The organism is Photobacterium sanctipauli, assembly GCF_003026495.1.
Taxonomy (GTDB): Bacteria; Pseudomonadota; Gammaproteobacteria; order Enterobacterales; family Vibrionaceae; genus Photobacterium; species Photobacterium sanctipauli.
Genome location: NZ_PYMA01000011.1, coordinates 100,861 through 118,842, shown reverse-complemented (window position 1 = coordinate 118,842; position 17,982 = coordinate 100,861). Strand labels below are relative to the sequence as shown.

Here is a 17,982-nt window from a genome sequence, read left to right as displayed (position 1 = left end):
GCAGGGGCTTGTCTTTACATCTATTTCAAGACTATTTTGCGTCGTGCTTAGGCGTGCTCTTGCTCGAAAGCCTGCATAAACGTAACCAGCGCCTGTACCCCTTCCAGTGGCATGGCGTTGTAGATAGATGCACGCATACCCCCTACGGCACGGTGGCCTTTCAGCGCTTTCAGCCCTGCGGCATCAGCCTTTTCAAGGAAAACACTGTCTAGCGCCGGGTTCTTCAGTTGGAATGGCACGTTCATCAATGAACGGTTATCGCTGTGAACGTCATTGCGGTAAAAGTCAGACTGATCAATGTAGTCATAAAGCACCTTGGCTTTTTCCTCATTGCGCTTTTGCATTTCAGCCACACCGCCAATCTCTTTCAGCCACTTAAATACTTCACCCGCTAAATACCAAGCAAATGTCGGTGGCGTGTTGTACATCGACTCTTTATCGACCTGTACGGTGTAATCCAGGATGCTAGGGATGATTGATTGGGCTTTACCCAATAAGTCGTCACGAACAATCACGATGGTTAGGCCAGCAGGACCAATGTTCTTTTGCGCACCCGCATAAATTAGGGCGTACTTCGATACATCGATTTCGCGAGACAGAATCGTCGATGACAAATCAGCCACGATCGGCTTATCCGTCACAGGCAGGTCGCGGATCTCGATACCATCAATGGTCTCGTTCGGGCAAAAGTGAACATACGCTGCCTCGTCAGAAATTGGCCACTCGGCAGCCGGTAAGATCGCCGTTTTGCCATCACGCTCGCAGGTAATGTCAATTTCATTAGGGCTGCAGTATTTCTTTGCCTCGGTCGACGCGCTTTGTGCCCAGTAACCACCGTTCATATAATCGGCAGTCTCGCCATCGCCCAGAATATTCATCGGTACAGCAGCAAATTGCGCACGGGCACCACCATGGCAAAATAGTACATGGTAGTTATCCGGGATCCCCATCAGGTCACGCAGATCTTGCTCCGACTGTTTCGCCAGCTCGATGAAAGGCTTGCCACGGTGGCTCACTTCCATCACAGAAGTACCCTGATCATTCCAATTGATCAGCTCTTGTTGTGCTTTTTTAAGGACATCTGCCGGGATCATTGCCGGACCAGCGCAAAAATTAAAAACCTTATCCATGATAAAGACATGCTCCTGCTAGTAAACATGGGGGTAGAAAAAGAGTGCGGCAACACGGTTATGGGGACGAACCTTGATTGTGACACCGATCATGTCTTTGTTTTTACACCTTTATGGTGGTGCTGAAAAGAGTTTCTTGTAAATTTGTCCATTTCCAGACAAACCAGCAAAAAAAAGCGCAGCCATTGGGCTGCGCTCTGTTCAGTCGTTGCTACTGCAAAACTTATTCTTCTTCAGAAGAACCTTCTGCGTCAGTGTCAGCGGCTGGCTGCTCTGCTGTTGGCGCTTCAGCACCCTCAACAATCTCAGCATCTTCGATTAGCTCTTCTTCAGGCTCATCGATACGCTGCAAGCCAACAACTTGCTCACCTTCGGTTGTACGGATCAGCGTAACACCCTGGGTGTTACGGCCCACGCGGCTCACTTCAGCAACACGGGTACGAACCAGCGTACCGCCGTTAGTGATCATCATGAACTCATCGCCGTCTTCAACCTGAACAGCACCGACAACGCTACCGTTACGGTCAGAAACCTTGATAGATACAACACCCTGTGTTGCACGGCTCTTCGCTGGGTACTCTGATAGCTCAGTACGCTTACCGTAACCATTTTCAGTTACTGTCAGGACGTCACCCTCGTTGTGAGGAACAATCAGAGATACAACGTTGTCGCTCTCGGCAAGCTTGATACCGCGAACACCTGCTGCGGTACGGCCCATGCCGCGAACCTGCTCTTCAGAGAAGCGAACCACTTTACCCGCTTTCGAGAACAGCATGATGTCATCGCTACCGTTGGTGATATCAACACCAATCAGCGAGTCACCGTCACGTAGGTTTACAGCGATGATACCTGCGCTACGAGGACGGCTAAAGTCAGTTAGCGGCGTCTTCTTAACGGTACCGTCAGCGGTTGCCATGAAGATGAACTTATCAGCTTCATATTCCTTCACTGGTAGGATAGCGGTAATACGCTCGCCTTCTTCCAGTGGCAGGATATTCACAATCGGCTTACCACGTGCAGTACGGCTTGCCAATGGCAACTGGTATACTTTCAGCCAGTACATACGGCCACGGCTAGAGAAACACAGAATTGTATCGTGGGTGTTGGCTACCAGCAGACGCTCGATGAAGTCTTCATCCTTCATGCGCGTTGCCGCTTTACCTTTACCGCCACGACGCTGTGCTTCGTAGTCGCTTAGAACTTGGTACTTCACGTAACCTTCGTGAGAAAGGGTAACAACAACATCTTCCTGGTTGATCAAATCTTCCAGATCGATGTCGTGGCTAGCAGCGGTGATTTCAGTACGACGAGCATCGTTAAACTGCTCTTTCACCAACTCTAGCTCTTCGCAAATCACTTCCATCAGACGCTCAGAACTTGCAAGGATGTGCATTAGCTCTGCGATTTCTTCTAGAAGCGTTTTGTATTCGCCAAGGATCTTCTCGTGCTCAAGACCTGTCAGTTTATGTAGACGTAGGTCAAGAATGGCTTGTGCTTGCTGCTCAGTCAGGAAGTACTGACCGTCACGGATACCGTACTGCTCTTCCAACCACTCAGGGCGAGCGGCATCGGTACCAGCGCGCTCAAGCATCGCTGCAACATTGCCAAGATCCCAACCGCGTGCAACCAGGCCAGCTTTCGCTTCAGCCGGTGTCGGCGCGTTTTTGATCAGTTCGATGATTTCATCGATGTTTGCCAATGCCAGTGCCAAACCTTCAAGGATGTGGGCACGTTCACGGGCTTTGCGTAGCTCGTAGATGGTACGGCGAGTCACCACTTCACGGCGGTGGTTCACGAAGCACTTCAACATTTCTTTCAGGTTGAATGTCTTCGGCTGGCCGTTGTCCAGTGCCACCATGTTGATACCGAATGTCGTCTGTAGCTGAGTCTGAGCATACAGGTTGTTAAGTACAACCTCGCCCACAGCATCGCGCTTACATTCAATAACAATACGCATGCCGTCTTTGTCAGACTCATCGCGTAGTGCACTGATACCTTCTACTTTCTTATCTTTAACTAGCTCTGCGATTTTCTCGATCAGGCGAGCTTTGTTCACCTGGTACGGGATTTCGGTAACAACAATGGTTTCTTTACCGTTCTTGTCAGCTTCGATTTCCGCTTTCGAGCGCAGGTAGATCTTGCCGCGGCCAGTCTTATAGGCATCGATGATACCCTTGCGGCCGCTGATCATTGCAGCAGTCGGGAAGTCTGGGCCCGGAATGTATTCCATTAGCTGATCAATGGTGATGTCTTCATCATTGATATAAGCCAAGCAGCCGTCGATCACCTCACCAAGGTTATGTGGTGGGATGTTCGTTGCCATACCAACCGCGATACCCGAAGAACCGTTAACCAACAGGTTCGGGATTTTCGTAGGCAGTACAGCCGGAATTTGTTCTGTACCGTCGTAGTTTGGTACGTAGTCAACCGTTTCTTTGTCTAGATCAGCCAGCAATTCGTGGGCAATCTTAGCCATACGAACTTCGGTATAACGCATTGCCGCAGCGGAGTCGCCATCAATCGAACCGAAGTTACCCTGACCATCTACCAGCATGTAGCGAAGAGAGAAAGGTTGCGCCATACGTACAATGGTGTCGTAAACCGCGCTATCACCGTGTGGGTGATATTTACCGATTACGTCACCAACCACACGGGCTGATTTTTTATATGCTTTATTCCAGTCATTGCCCAATACATTCATCGCGAACAAAACGCGACGGTGTACCGGCTTAAGGCCATCACGCACATCAGGAAGAGCACGACCCACGATAACTGACATCGCGTAGTCGAGATACGAGCCTTTCAGCTCTTCTTCAATGTTTACGGGCGTGATCTCTTTTGCAAGATCGCTCATGGAGCCAATATCCCTCAGGTAATTTCTGTCGTATACGTATACCAAACGGCATAGCTATCACACGTTAGAGTCTAGCCCTTCAATGCGATACCTATAACGTTGGGTACCATACGTGCAAGGTGCGAGAATATAGCATATTTCAGTGCAGATAGGCACACCTTTCACACGTTATGTTGTGAGTAATTTAGCGTAATAAAGAAAAAGCGAAAATGCTTATTTAAAAATACAAGCGTTAGCCGCTCACTTTTCATTCAATCGCTGTTTTCGGAAAAAATTCACGCTCCAAACAAATTGCAACCAATTGTAAAAATATGACGCGCTTAATGTTTAGTCACATAACCTAGCCAAGCTGACTAAAGGCTGAATAAAAACTGATCATTATCAAGTTCCACCCCGCCCAGACGGGTAAAATCAGTCATAGAAAACGAAAACTTAGTTTCCACAAATAAAACAAATAAGCGAGGTCAATATGTTAGGCAAAGCAATCACCACAATCGGTATGTGTATCATCGGCGGTAAATATCTTCTTATGCTCATTTTAGCTGGCGTGGCATTTACTACTACGGGCACAGTTAACGCGGACCTAATGCAGTTTGCGATGATTGACGCAACCGAGTAAGTCAAATTGCGTACTTTTCATACTAATGTAGCGCTTACTTGCAACACCGGCACCACCAGTAATCGTTCTACATGGGCAACGGATTGCCTTAAATCAACACTGAAGCACAGTGGCAAGCTATCCTCCTTCTTTTAATACCCCTATTTATAGCTTGCTTACTGTGCCTCCCCACTCTTTACCCAGATAAATTAACCTTTTCTTCACTGTCTCTCCCTTTCTTATCTTGTGTATTACCAAATTGTTATAATTCGCTATAATGCCTCCACCCTTATGGATTATGGCTACAAAAGATGACCAAGCAGTTGAACGTCGATCCAGCAGAGATCAGTAAATTTGAAGACATGGCTTCCCGTTGGTGGGATTTAGAAGGCGAATTTAAGCCCCTTCACCAAATTAACCCCCTTCGCCTAAATTTTGTTATCGACCATGCTGACGGCCTATTCGGCAAGAAAGTGTTGGATGTTGGCTGTGGTGGCGGGATATTGGCTGAGAGCATGGCGGTTGAAGGCGCTGATGTCACGGGTCTTGATATGGGTAAAGAGCCACTGACGGTGGCACGACTGCACGCATTGGAAACGGGCACCAAGTTGGAATATGTCCAGCGCACAGCCGAAGAGCACGCCGAGCTTCACCCTGAAACCTATGATGTGGTTACCTGCATGGAAATGCTTGAGCACGTACCAGATCCTGCCTCTGTTATCGCCGCATGCGCGAAAATGGTCAAGCCAGGCGGTCATGTGTTCTTCTCAACACTCAACCGCAACATCAAGTCATACCTGTTTGCCATTGTTGGCGCTGAGCAGTTGCTAAAAATGGTACCTAAGGGTACCCACGACCATGAGAAGTTCATCCGTCCGTCGGAGTTGATGGCGATGATTGACCTCACCCCGCTGCAAGATCGCCATATTACCGGCCTGCACTACAACCCACTCACCGATAACTACTGGTTGGGTAAAAATGTCGATGTAAACTACATCGTGCATACTGTTAAGCCATAGGCAGATTTAGAAGGGAGTGGCGAACGCATCCCCCGCTCCCTTGTATCGCCTTGCTTCCAAGCACTACACTTGTTTTAGCCCCACCCCATAGCGCCGCCAGGCCCCAATGTGTAGATAACAAGGAAGTAGAATATGGCAACAGCAGTGAAAGCCGTCTTATTTGACCTTGACGGCACCTTGCTTGATACCGCTCCAGATATGGCGAATGCCGCCAACAAAGTTCTCGCCGATTACAACCAGCCGCCTTTGCAAGAGGCGCAAATTCAGGCTCATACCAGCTATGGCGCCAAGGGACTGCTTACCGCCGGTTTTGGTGAAATCCCCACCCACCTAGACCCACTCGACCTTCGTCAGCAGTTTCTGGACTATTACCAGCAAAAGATTTGTGTCTCCACCTCGCTCTACCAAGGCATACCGCAATTACTCCGTTACCTCGAGCAACAGGGGATCCCTTGGGGCATCATGACCAACAAGCCCGGCTTTCTCACCGACATGCTCCTTCCCTTCTTTCCAGAACTGATGCGGGCACAAACCGTCATTTGCGGTGATACCCTAAGCGTGGCCAAGCCCCACCCGGAGCCCTTGCTACACGCAAGTGAAATGCTCGGTATTCACCATGAAGACTGCATTTATATCGGTGATATTGAAAAAGACATGATTGCAGCCAATGCCGCCTGTATGACTGGCTTTGTAGCTGGCTGGGGGTATATAGGTAAACAGCACACCCCGGATGACTGGCAAGCTGAAGCCATTCTGAGTCACCCAGAAGAGCTGATACAGCACCTCGAAACACAAACGTTACAGGGCTAACTTGCCAATAAATAACCAAAAAAGTGACAGGGTTATAGCAAGTGTAAGAAGGGGAAAAAATCAAGTGATTTTTTTTAAAGCTCTTCATTCCACTTGCTCAATTCCCTTTGCATTTTTCTATGATATTGTCACAGTTGAGCAAATCAGTTAGTAGGCGCTAACTTTATTTTACCCGTCCCCAAGTTATCCACAGCTGGTTAAAAATTACCTTCTTGCAATAACCCCATATCGTCACTATCTTGTAACCCTATAAGCTCAACACCCCAATATATAGTGTTTACTACCACAACCGGAAACTATGCTTAGATCACGTTCTGCTTAGGTGCCGTTGCTTAAAGTTACAAAAAACACTGCTATATATGGATATCTGGGAAAAAGACCAAAAATGAATCAACAGCTCACTGTTACAAAGCGTGATGGACGCACAGAAAGTATCGACCTTGATAAAATCCACCGAGTAATCACTTGGGCCGCAGAAGGCCTTGAAAATGTCTCGGTATCGCAGGTTGAACTAAAATCACACATTCAGTTCTACGAAGGGATCAAGACTGAAGACATCCACGAGACCATCATTAAAGCAGCAGCTGATCTCATTTCAGAAGAAACGCCTGACTACCAATACCTAGCAGCGCGTCTTGCTATCTTCCACCTGCGTAAAAAAGCCTACGGTCAATTCGAGCCGCCAGCATTGTACGACCACGTCTCTAGCTTGGTTGACAAAGGCAAGTACGATAAGCACTTGCTGGAAGACTACAGCAAAGAAGAATTCGATCTGATGGACTCTTACATCGATCACTGGCGTGATATGAACTTCTCATACGCTGCGGTTAAGCAACTTGAAGGTAAGTACCTAGTTCAGAACCGTGTTAGCGGCGAAATCTTTGAAAGCGCCCAGTTCCTATACATGATGATCGCGGCTTGCCTATTCGGTAAGTACCCTCGCGAAACCCGTATGGGCTACATTAAGCGCTTCTACGATGCAGTTTCTCAGTTCAAGATTTCACTACCGACGCCAATCATGTCGGGTGTGCGCACGCCAACCCGCCAGTTCAGCTCTTGTGTACTGATCGAGTGTGATGACAGCCTTGATTCAATCAATGCAACAGCAAGCTCAATTGTGCGCTACGTTTCCCAGCGTGCCGGTATCGGCATCAACGCTGGCCGTATCCGTGCGCTGGGCTCAGAGATCCGCGGTGGTGAAGCCTTCCACACCGGTTGTATCCCATTCTACAAATACTTCCAAACAGCCGTTAAGTGCTGTTCACAAGGTGGTGTTCGCGGCGGTGCAGCTACCCTGTTCTACCCAATTTGGCACGGTGAAGTCGAATCACTGCTGGTACTGAAGAACAACCGCGGTGTTGAAGAAAACCGTGTTCGCCACATGGACTACGGTGTTCAAATCAACAAGCTGATGTACACCCGTTTGATCAAGGGCGAGAACATCAGCCTGTTCTCACCATCGGACGTACCGGGCTTGTACGATGCATTTTTTGCCGACCAAGACGAATTCGAGCGCCTGTACGTGAAATACGAGCAGGACGACAGCATCAAGCGCAAGACTATCAAGGCTATCGAGCTATTCTCGCTGCTGATGCAAGAGCGTGCATCAACGGGTCGTATCTACGTCCAGAACGTTGACCACTGTAATACGCACAGCCCGTTTGACCCAAGCGTTGCGCCAATTCGCCAGTCAAACCTATGTCTTGAGATTGCCCTGCCAACCAAGCCATTGAACAACGTTGAAGACGAAAACGGTGAAATTGCCCTATGTACGCTGTCTGCGTTCAACCTGGGTGCAATCGAATCGCTAGACGACTTGGAAGAGCTGGCTGACCTAACGGTCCGTGCCCTTGATGCGCTCCTTGATTACCAAGACTACCCACTGCCTGCGGCATACCGTTCAACCATGAACCGCCGTACTTTGGGTGTGGGCGTGATCAACTTTGCTTACTACCTGGCTAAGCACGGCGTACGCTACTCAGACGGCAGTGCGAACAACCTAACGCACGAAGCATTCGAAGCGATGCAGTACTACCTACTGAAAGCGTCTGTTGGCTTGGCAAAAGAGCAAGGTGCATGTCCGGCGTTTAACGAAACGACTTACGCGCAAGGCATCCTGCCTATCGATACTTACAAGAAGGACATCGACAAGGTATGTACTGCTGAACTGCGCTACGACTGGGAAACACTACGCGAAGAAATCAAGACCCACGGTCTGCGTAACTCTACCCTGTCAGCACTGATGCCATCAGAAACATCATCGCAGATCTCGAATGCCACCAACGGTATCGAGCCACCACGCGGTTTCGTTTCTGTTAAAGCATCAAAAGACGGCATCTTGAAGCAGGTAGTGCCTGAGTACACCAAGTACAAAGACAACTACGAGCTACTTTGGAACATCGGCAGCAACGACGGCTACTTGCAGCTAGTTGGTATTATGCAGAAGTTCATCGACCAGGCGATTTCAGCCAACACTAACTACGACCCAAGCATCCAGCCGGGCGGAAAAGTACCGATGAAACTCTTGCTAAAAGACCTGCTTACCGCGTATAAACTTGGCGTTAAGACCCTGTACTACCACAACACCCGTGATGGTGCAGCAGACAGCCAAGGCGATGTAAGCGCAGACGACTGCACAAGCTGTAAGATTTAACCTATTAAGTTTTAAGACAATGGGAGCCGGAGGGCTCCCATTGATGTTGAGGATAAGATGGCATATAGCACTTTCTGTCAAACCAATAACGATCAACTTAAAGAGCCGATGTTCTTTGGCCAGCCTGTCAACGTTGCCCGTTATGACCAGCAAAAATTCGAGATCTTTGAAAAGCTAATCGAAAAGCAGCTTTCATTCTTCTGGCGTCCGGAAGAAGTGGATGTGTCTGGCGACCGTATTGATTACAACAACCTGCCAGAGCACGAGCGCCACATTTTCATTAGCAACCTGAAATACCAGACCCTGCTAGATTCAATTCAAGGCCGTAGCCCGAACGTGGCGCTACTGCCTATCGTATCGATTCCTGAGCTGGAAACTTGGATTGAGACTTGGTCTTTCTCTGAGACTATCCACTCACGCTCGTACACCCATATCATCCGTAATATCGTGAATGATCCTGCCATCGTATTTGATGACATCGTTTCCAACGATCACATCATCAAGCGTGCGGGCGACATTTCTAAGTACTACGATGACTTGATCCAAGCGACCAACGATTACCACCGCCTAGGTGAAGGTACACACACGATCAACGGCGAAACGGTTAACATTAACCTTCGCGAGCTGAAGAAGAAATTGTACCTATGCATGATGTCGGTTAACGCACTGGAAGCTATCCGCTTTTACGTGAGCTTTGCGTGTTCGTTCGCTTTCGCAGAGCGTGAACTGATGGAAGGCAACGCGAAGATCATCAAGCTCATTGCCCGCGATGAAGCCCTGCACCTAACCGGTACTCAGCATATCCTGAACCTGCTTCGCACCGGTCAGGACGATCCGGAAATGGCTGAAATTGCCGAAGAGTGCAAAGGCGAGTGTTTTGACATTTTCCGTGATGCGGCAGAGCAAGAAAAAGAGTGGGCAGAATACTTGTTCAAGGACGGTTCGATGATCGGCCTGAACAAAGACATCCTGTGCCAATACGTTGAGTACATTACTAACTTGCGTATGGCGGCCGTGGGCCTTGAGCACGCCTACCCGGGCGCAACGCAGAACCCAATCCCATGGATCAACTCATGGCTATCGTCTGACAACGTTCAAGTTGCACCGCAAGAAGCTGAAATCAGCTCTTACCTTGTTGGCCAAATTGACAACGACGTAAGCGCAGACGATTTGGGCGACTTCGAACTATGAGTCGAGTCACCATTACCGTTAATGGTGTTAAGGTTCACGGCAATAGCCGTGAACCTTTGCTCAACCAGCTTGAAAAAGCCGGTTTTCAGCCCGAGTACCAATGCCGCAACGGCATGTGCGGGGCTTGCCGCTGCCAATTAACCACTGGTGCTGTCGACCAGCAAGACAGCATGGCTTTCATTGCCCCAAATGAAGTGCTTGCCTGTTGCTCAACGCCAAAAACCGATGTCGAGCTTGAGTTTAGCTATCAGCTAGCTCAGCAAGAAAATAAGAAAGCTATCTAGCCAGCTTTCTCACATCGCGGGTTTTCCCACCTAAATAGCTCGCTAACCCTCATTGGCAGGGATATAAATATCTCCCACCCGCTGCAATGATTCATACTGGCCAATCACTTCCTTGCCAGATAACCAGCGCCTTAGCATATCGAGCATCACGGTTGACACCACGTAGCGAAAATCTCTGCTGGCATATCGGCGCTTGGTAGTGATCAGTTGGGCCCAAGTACCCGCTGGCGTCGACAGTGCAACGGCCACTTGCCCCTCGTTTAACGTACCGGAAGCCAGGATCAGTCTGCTACCGCCTTGGCGATCATGGGTTTGGTTTTCCTGCGCAGCTGTCGCCATAGCAAGCACGGCAGCCAACGGCTCTTGTTGCTCATCAATGTTGTGTTCACCCAATACCCATGCGTGATTGAGCCTTGGTTGCACAGCTTCGCTATAATGTAGCCAATTGACCAGGAAGCCACCGGTCATCTGCTCGCACACAGTTAGGCGATAATCCGTTTTTACCAATTTGTCAGCTACTTCTTCCAGCAACGGTTGGCCAAAGCTAACAATATTGTCGCCCAACAGGGTTATAACCTGCTGCCGAATATGCGCCGCTTCTTGGTGCCCCCTCGGACAGAAGATCTTTACCTCAATAAACGGTAAAGACGAGCGATAGCCAAGCTCGTATCCCTCTGGCAGCTTGAGGGCTTGCAAGGTCTGGCCAATGCCCGATTCAGACAAACCAAAGGTATAGAGGCGATGACAATCTTTCGCTTGGACATCATCATAATTTTGCGCGAGCCGTGGCAAGATCTGCCCATGGGTCATCACCTTGAACTCACTTGGCACACCAGGCGTGAAAAATACCCAGGCACGGTTGATGTGCATGGCAAAGCCACACGCTGTACCCACTGGGTTATCGAGCAACTCGGCTCCCTCAGGTAGCATGGCCTGCTTGATGTTGGTTTCTGGCATTACACGGCTAAGCTTGGCGTACTTCGCCTTCATCTCTTCAACCCAATGCTCAGATAGCTCCAGCCCGACATCTGCTGCCACCGCTGCTGCTTGTGCGGTTAAATCATCGGTTGTTGGCCCCAAGCCACCATTAACGATCACGACATCGGCCGTTAAGCTGCAATGCTCAATTTCTTTCGCCAACATGTCCAACTGGTCACCCACTGTGGTTCTTCGGGTCATGGAAAAGCCATGTTCGAATAGCACCCGGGACAACCACGCAGCGTTGGTATCCGTAATATCGCCATGCAGTACTTCTTCCCCAGTGCTGATCATTGCTACCTGTAACATACTTCCCTCTGTTTTTATTCGTTTTTTTACATACTAGCCTGATTCGCACTATATGTGTGATTTAGTTGCGGCCAATAATTGGTTCATCATCACACTACCGATTATCTCTCATCACCAACCGACAATGTAAAGCTTGATTTACACCTCCTTACACCGAAGTTGACAGCGTATTCCTCTCAATATAAAGTCCACAACAGCACAGGCAAGCAACAAAGCCGACAAGTCACAACCATAAAGCTTCAAAGCAAGAGAAAAGCATGACAAAACACCATAAAAGACACTCCTATCGATAGCCACAAGGCCTTATCAAGTGTAAATAATATTGAACACTTCATAATTCGCCATTGTGGCCAACACCTCTATTAAGGGAGTGACCACAGGTGCATCAACCACCTCCCGAACACAACAACTCAATAATCTGGGAGCAACAAGCAATGTCTACCAACAAAACCTTCGGCAGTATGCTCATCATTGCCGGTACAACCATTGGCGCGGGAATGCTCGCCCTACCACTAGCCTCAGCCGGGTTGGGCTTTACAACTGCAACACTGGTTATGTTCGCCATTTGGCTGCTGATGACCTACACCGCATTGCTAATGCTGGAGGTCCACCAATATGCTGAAACAACAGCCACTTTAAACTCATTAGCCAACCAGCTGCTTGGGCGTAAGGGCCAACTGCTTGCCAGCTTCGCTGTGGCTTTCTTGATGTACTCTTTGTGTGCGGCCTACATTGCGGGTGGCGGCGATCAGCTTAACGATAAGCTGAATTTTTGGATGGGCATTGAAGTCTCAGCGCAAACCAGCGCGGTACTGTTTACCGTGATCATTGCCTCTGTTGTTGCCATCGGCACCCACTCGGTCGATATCGTGAACCGCGTATTGTTCACATTGAAAATCATTGCACTGGTAGTGATGTTGGGCTTGCTGGCACCGAATGTTGAAGGCGGCCACCTCGTTAATATGCCTATCGAGAACGGGCTGATCATTTCAGCTTTGCCGGTAGTGTTCACCTCGTTTGGTTTCCACGGTAGCATTCCTTCCGTTGTTCGCTACATCGGCATGGATATTCGCTCACTTCGTAAAGTCATGATTTTTGGCTCATCGTTACCGCTCATCATTTACGTATTCTGGCAAATTGCCAGCCAAGGCGTACTCAGCCAGGCAGACTTACTGGCCAGCAGCACGCTCGGTGCTTTCATTGGTACACTTAGCGACATGCTGCACAACCCAATGGTGAGCCAGTCAGTATCCATCTTTGCCGACCTAGCCCTGGCGACGTCATTTTTGGGGGTGAGCCTAGGCCTGTTCGATTTTATTTCCGACAGCTTCAAGCGTGATAGCCACAAGCACGGCCGCCTTCATACGGCATTGATCACCTTTGTTCCACCGCTTGGATTCGCGCTGTTCTACCCACAGGGCTTTATTATGGCCCTAGGCTTCGCAGCTATTGCATTGGTCATTTTGGCAATATTCTTGCCTGTTGCCATGGTGGTTGCACAACGCAAGCAGCGCCAGATCGAAGAGAATGAATACCGGGTAGCAGGTGGCACGCCAGCGCTTGTTGCTGCTACCGGGGCTGGGGTGTTGATTATCTCTGCTCAGTTTCTGCAAATGGCAGGGCTAATTCCTACGATTGGCTAATTGGTCAGCGAATAAAAAAACGCCAAGGTATATCTTCTGATACCTTGGCGTTAACTATTTAATTCAAATTAGCCTGATTAAATAACAAGCGATATAAATCGCTCGCTGGTAATATAAATTCAAAACACCTTAAAGATGTAATATACAAGCAGGTTATAATTAATCCTGTATTATTAATTTCATTAGATGAGAAGCTGGCCAATCAGACCTATAACTCCTTTTTTTACTTGCATTCAATGAATTACATCTTTTTTCTCATCGTTAGTGAATAAATCTCACGATTTTTTATTATTATCATATTTATACTTCTATTTTTAAGTTAATCTTGAACTACTATCACAAAATAAATGTATAAGCACTGGTAATGAACCATACCTTTTCGCTTTTTGAATACCTTCAATCACCAGTTTGGGTATTTGATATTCAGAATAAAAAAATCATTTGGGCCAACTCTGCTTCACTGCCATTATGGGAAGCAACATGCCCAAAGGAACTCTCGTCCCGCGACCTCAGTGTCGGCATGTCAGAAGCAGTCAGTGCGATTCTCGATGGCTACCAACGCCGCTTTGAAAAAGGCGAAGTCGTAAAGACATGGTGGTACTTCTCACCGAACAACATCATCAAAAAAGCACTCTGTCATTTTTCTGGTATTCCGCTAGAAAACGGCAGGCTGGGTATGCTGGTTGAAGTCATTTCTGAAGAGGCCACCTTAAAGCGAGAGCTTGCGGTATCAAGCAGTGGTAATTTAGCCCTACTCTTTTCCCAACAGGGCAAACTTGTCAGTGCCAACGACGCATTCAACCATGCTTATGGCCCACATTTGCAAGACCTAGCCAGCTTCCTTGGCGACGCGCAGCAGGCAGAGCAATGGTTGCACGATAGCCAAAACAATAAGCCGGTCAAAACTAAAAAACTATGCTGGACAGGCAAGAACCACCATTGGTTTAGCATTGAATGCAAGTGGCTGGAAGATCAACAGCAGCTGCTGCTTACCCTGATCAACATCAGCCAAGAAATTGAGCAGCAGCACAAAGCCAAGTACAACGCCGAGCATGACTTTATGACCGGGCTGCTCAATCGCCGCGGCATTACCAATGCGATAATAGAAAACCAGCACAGCCAACAGCCATATAGCCTCTTCTTCCTTGATATCGACGGATTTAAAATGGTTAACGACACCTATGGCCATGCCATCGGTGACAAGCTATTGCGCGCCATCGCAATCCGCCTACAGGAAGAGCTCAAGCTCAAGGGGCTACTCGCTCGCTTTGGTGGTGATGAATTCATCATCCAGGTCGAGCATCGCAATATCAGCGAGCCTGCGATTTTTGCCAAGCAAATTATTAACGCCCTTAACCGCCCCTTCCATTTAAAAGAAGTAGGCGAGCTTTCCATTGGCTGTAGCATCGGCATGGCCAACTACCCGACCGATGCCAAAGACATTGAAACCCTTATCACCCAAGCGGATATGGCAATGCACCGGGCAAAAATGCGCGGGCGAAACCGCAGCCATCATTTTTCGCCTGACATGGCAGACGCGCTATACCGCAAGATGACCTTGCGCCATCACCTCACTCTGGCCTTAGAAGCCGAAGCGTTTGACCTCTACTACCAGCCGATTGTTGATTTGAAATCGAAATCACTAAAAGGCTTTGAAGCCCTGATCCGCTGGCATGATGAAGAGCTTGGCCAGGTATCCCCGGCTGAGTTTATCCCGTTAGCAGAAGAAACAGGCCAAATCGTACCGCTGGGCAAGTGGATCATCAAAACCGCTTGTAAGCAGCTGGCCAAATGGCGCAAGAAGTATGGCAAGAACTTTATCATGAGCGTCAATCTATCAAGGGCACAGCTTCAATCTAGCTTGGCACCGACGATTGAAGCCTTCCTACAGCGCTACCAAATACCGCCATCGCAATTGGCACTTGAGCTAACCGAGTCAACCATGCTCCAAGACTACGACGAAGCCAAACAATGCCTTGATGACTTAGCTTCGCTTGGCCTTGAGCTCTACCTCGATGACTTTGGCACGGGTTACTCGTCGCTATCACAGCTACAAGATCTGCCCATCAGTATCGTAAAGCTCGACCAAAGCTTCGTCCAGGGCGAACACAAAGGCAGTCAGGCAATCATCGAAGCGACACAGGCGATCTGTGAAAAGCTTGATTTGAAGGTTGTCGCAGAAGGGGTTGAAACAGAGGCACAGCTCAATTACTTGCAGCAGTGTAGCTTTGATTACTGCCAAGGCTATTATCTTGGTCGCCCAATGCCGGCCTTTGAACATGAAGACCGCAACTTTACCTTGTTAAACACCGTGCAGGATCTTCAGCCAGCCACCAAGGTAAGTGAAATCAATTCTGGCACGGTTCACTAACCCCAATAGCGGTTACACCTACAACAAAAAGGCCAGTTGCAAACGATGCAACTGGCCTTTCTGTTGTTAATCTACTTAATCTAGATAGTGCTAATCTACATAGCGCTAATCTACATAGCGCTAATTTATATTTTGTTAGACTGCGCTTGGCGATATACCCTGCCAAATAGCCACCACGCCAGAGAATGAACACAGGATCAGCAATGAATACCGTAGCCACTCGGCTTTGATCAAATGCTGAACACGGTAGGCAAAAATAGACGTCAGTATCGGTACTGGTAAAATCATTAAGCTGTACTTCAGGTGCCACCAGCCAAAGTAGCCCGTTGCCGCAAGTATAACCAAAGACATCAAGCAGCTAACCGCAAAGTAGCCCGCCAAGTTCGCCCTTAGCTTACTCGCACCGGCATGTTGCAGTACAAGCGCCAGCGGTGGCCCGCCGATACTGGTACTGGTCCCCATTAAGCCTGATGCAAAACCAGCCCAGAACATCGACTTGGTTGTCGGCTCGATACGCACTTTCAGCAGGCTGATCGCAACCGCCAATAGCACGCCTACCCCCAGCACCAAGGAGAGTGACTGAAGCGAAATATACATCAACATGATACCGGCAATAATCGATCCCGGAATTCGCCCGATGATGGCCGCGCCAAGGCCGTTGAAACTTAAGACGCGTCGGTATTGCCACATGTTTATCAGTGAAAGCACCAACCCCACAACGGTGAGCATGCCGGGTACGAAACGCGGCTCAAAAATAAAGATGATTGGGGCGGCAACAATGGCCATACCGAAGCCAACGGTACTTTGAACAAAACAGCCTGCAGCTAAAGCCAAGGCACAATACAAGAGCGTAAGCGTGCTCAATTCTTCCATTTACTGTTTCAACTCCGCGTGGATTAATAGGTTTCTAGGGGTGATCGGCTTGTCACAAAAAGTACCGACAGTGACCTGATATCCCGACTCTTCCATAAAGCAGGCGCGATCATAAACCAGCCACATTTCTAGCGGTCGGCGGAACAGCTGGCGTACCAACTCCAGTTTTTCAACCCAGCCAAAACGTTGCTCCCCCACCTGCTGCCAATAGGCAAAATCAATGTTGTCAGGCAGGGTGACTTGCTTTTTCTCCGCCGCCCAACGGCAGAAAGCTTCAAAGCCGTCGTTTAGCAAGGCTTTTTGCACGTTCGGTACAGGCATATACTCATCGGTTGCCTGTATGTGCTTTTGCAAGCTGTCAAAACCAAGCCTGAAGCTGACCTCGACGAAACGTAAATTCTTCACCCGGTTACCGGCTGTCACGGTTTCCTGCAAAGGCAAACGCAAGTCATGTTTCGACAATGCCAGCTCGCTTTGCTGTGCCAAACGAGACATTGGTTGGTAAGACTTATCTCGGATCAGGTGGTAGCAACAAGGAGAGACACTTACCGCCTGCCCTTGTTTGCTTGCCACTCGCTGCAATAAGGAAACATGCAAATCACCGCAGGCGTGAAGTGCAACAGCATGTTGGCCTGCATGGATGTATTGCTCGCTGTCTGCCGAGAAGGCATCCCCTTGAACAAAAGTCATCGCCAACTTGAGCTTTTCGGCTGCTGCTGCGCCTGAGTCACACAGCGCCTGCTGCCATTCCAAACTCACCACTGGCGTTTGGTGCGTCGCTGTCAGCACCCTGCCCAAATAGCCTTTGCCCGCACACCATTCTAGCCAAGGCAGGTTTAAAGCCGGCAATGCACCATTAAAGGCTTGCAGTTGCTGCCATTTACGGCCAGGAATACCGATATCCAATCCTTTTGGGGCTATACGCTCGATACGCGCCAAACCTTCAACCTGCGATAAGCGATACAATTGTTGTGCTTGGGGAATATAAGGAGCCAGCTGAAAAGCCAATGCCTGCGGGTCGTCCAGCAACTCAGCCATTTGCTCGTCTGAAAGCGAGTTGAGCCATTGATATAGCGCCGGGTATTGCGCCTGCCATTCATCAGGTTGAACAGAAAAAGGCATAAACTGCCAAAAATGACGGGTTTCAGCTAAAACGGCGTCCAACTGGGCAAAAACCGGGGCAAACATGGTGCTCTCTTACTTAATCAGGTTAATCCCCGTTATTGTATACCATCAAAGCAATAAAGAGCAGAAAGAGACTGTTTCGAT

Annotated in this window: 12 protein-coding genes; 7 read left to right on the top strand and 5 right to left on the bottom strand. The window is 48.8% G+C overall.

Annotated elements, in window-relative coordinates:
- Positions 1 to 47: 47 nt before the first annotated feature.
- Both serC and gyrA read right to left on the bottom strand, forming a co-directional pair.
- A complete protein-coding gene (gene serC, locus C9I98_RS16955; RefSeq protein ID WP_036832687.1) occupies positions 48 to 1,130 on the bottom strand; it encodes a 3-phosphoserine/phosphohydroxythreonine transaminase in 1,083 nt (360 codons plus the stop codon).
- Positions 1,131 to 1,353: 223 nt separating this feature from the next.
- The gene (gyrA, locus tag C9I98_RS16950) at positions 1,354 to 3,984 is read right to left on the bottom strand and encodes a DNA topoisomerase (ATP-hydrolyzing) subunit A (protein ID WP_036832690.1); all 2,631 of its coding nucleotides are present in this window, start codon (positions 3,982 to 3,984) and stop codon (positions 1,354 to 1,356) included.
- 909 nt (positions 3,985 to 4,893) lie between these two features.
- Between gyrA and ubiG the strand changes: the two genes are divergently transcribed.
- The 5 genes from ubiG to yfaE all read left to right on the top strand — a co-directional run bounded on the left by ubiG (position 4,894) and on the right by yfaE (position 10,539).
- On the top strand, positions 4,894 to 5,601 hold the full coding sequence (ubiG, locus tag C9I98_RS16945; protein ID WP_036832692.1) for a bifunctional 2-polyprenyl-6-hydroxyphenol methylase/3-demethylubiquinol 3-O-methyltransferase UbiG: 708 nt from the start codon (positions 4,894 to 4,896) through the stop codon (positions 5,599 to 5,601).
- Between the two features lie 132 nt (positions 5,602 to 5,733).
- Positions 5,734 to 6,411, top strand: a complete 678-nt coding sequence (locus tag C9I98_RS16940; RefSeq protein ID WP_036832694.1) for an HAD family hydrolase — start codon at positions 5,734 to 5,736, stop codon at positions 6,409 to 6,411.
- Between the two features lie 385 nt (positions 6,412 to 6,796).
- Positions 6,797 to 9,064: a class 1a ribonucleoside-diphosphate reductase subunit alpha gene (gene nrdA / locus C9I98_RS16935; protein ID WP_036832696.1), complete on the top strand. Its 2,268-nt coding sequence runs from the start codon at positions 6,797 to 6,799 to the stop codon at positions 9,062 to 9,064.
- A 57-nt stretch (positions 9,065 to 9,121) separates the two neighbouring features.
- A complete protein-coding gene (nrdB, locus tag C9I98_RS16930) occupies positions 9,122 to 10,255 on the top strand; it encodes a class Ia ribonucleoside-diphosphate reductase subunit beta (RefSeq protein ID WP_036832699.1) in 1,134 nt (377 codons plus the stop codon).
- The gene (gene yfaE / locus C9I98_RS16925) at positions 10,252 to 10,539 is read left to right on the top strand and encodes a class I ribonucleotide reductase maintenance protein YfaE (RefSeq protein ID WP_036832702.1); all 288 of its coding nucleotides are present in this window, start codon (positions 10,252 to 10,254) and stop codon (positions 10,537 to 10,539) included. Before nrdB ends, yfaE begins: the two co-directional genes overlap by 4 nt.
- A 42-nt stretch (positions 10,540 to 10,581) precedes the next feature.
- Here the strand turns inward: yfaE and C9I98_RS16920 are convergent, their stop codons facing one another.
- The gene (locus tag C9I98_RS16920; RefSeq protein ID WP_036832705.1) at positions 10,582 to 11,826 is read right to left on the bottom strand and encodes a CinA family nicotinamide mononucleotide deamidase-related protein; all 1,245 of its coding nucleotides are present in this window, start codon (positions 11,824 to 11,826) and stop codon (positions 10,582 to 10,584) included.
- 434 nt (positions 11,827 to 12,260) lie between these two features.
- On the opposite strand from C9I98_RS16920, the gene C9I98_RS16915 reads away from it, so the two are divergent.
- Positions 12,261 to 13,469: an aromatic amino acid transport family protein gene (locus tag C9I98_RS16915; protein WP_036832707.1), complete on the top strand. Its 1,209-nt coding sequence runs from the start codon at positions 12,261 to 12,263 to the stop codon at positions 13,467 to 13,469.
- A gap of 364 nt (positions 13,470 to 13,833) precedes the next feature.
- Positions 13,834 to 15,840 (top strand): putative bifunctional diguanylate cyclase/phosphodiesterase, encoded by a 2,007-nt coding sequence (locus C9I98_RS16910; RefSeq protein ID WP_036826423.1) that lies wholly within the window; start codon positions 13,834 to 13,836, stop codon positions 15,838 to 15,840.
- Positions 15,841 to 15,975: 135 nt separating this feature from the next.
- On the opposite strand, the gene C9I98_RS16905 is transcribed toward C9I98_RS16910, so the two are convergent.
- On the bottom strand, positions 15,976 to 16,713 hold the full coding sequence (locus tag C9I98_RS16905; RefSeq protein WP_036825323.1) for a sulfite exporter TauE/SafE family protein: 738 nt from the start codon (positions 16,711 to 16,713) through the stop codon (positions 15,976 to 15,978).
- The gene (locus tag C9I98_RS16900) at positions 16,714 to 17,901 is read right to left on the bottom strand and encodes a methyltransferase (protein WP_036825325.1); all 1,188 of its coding nucleotides are present in this window, start codon (positions 17,899 to 17,901) and stop codon (positions 16,714 to 16,716) included.
- Positions 17,902 to 17,982 lie beyond the last annotated feature (81 nt).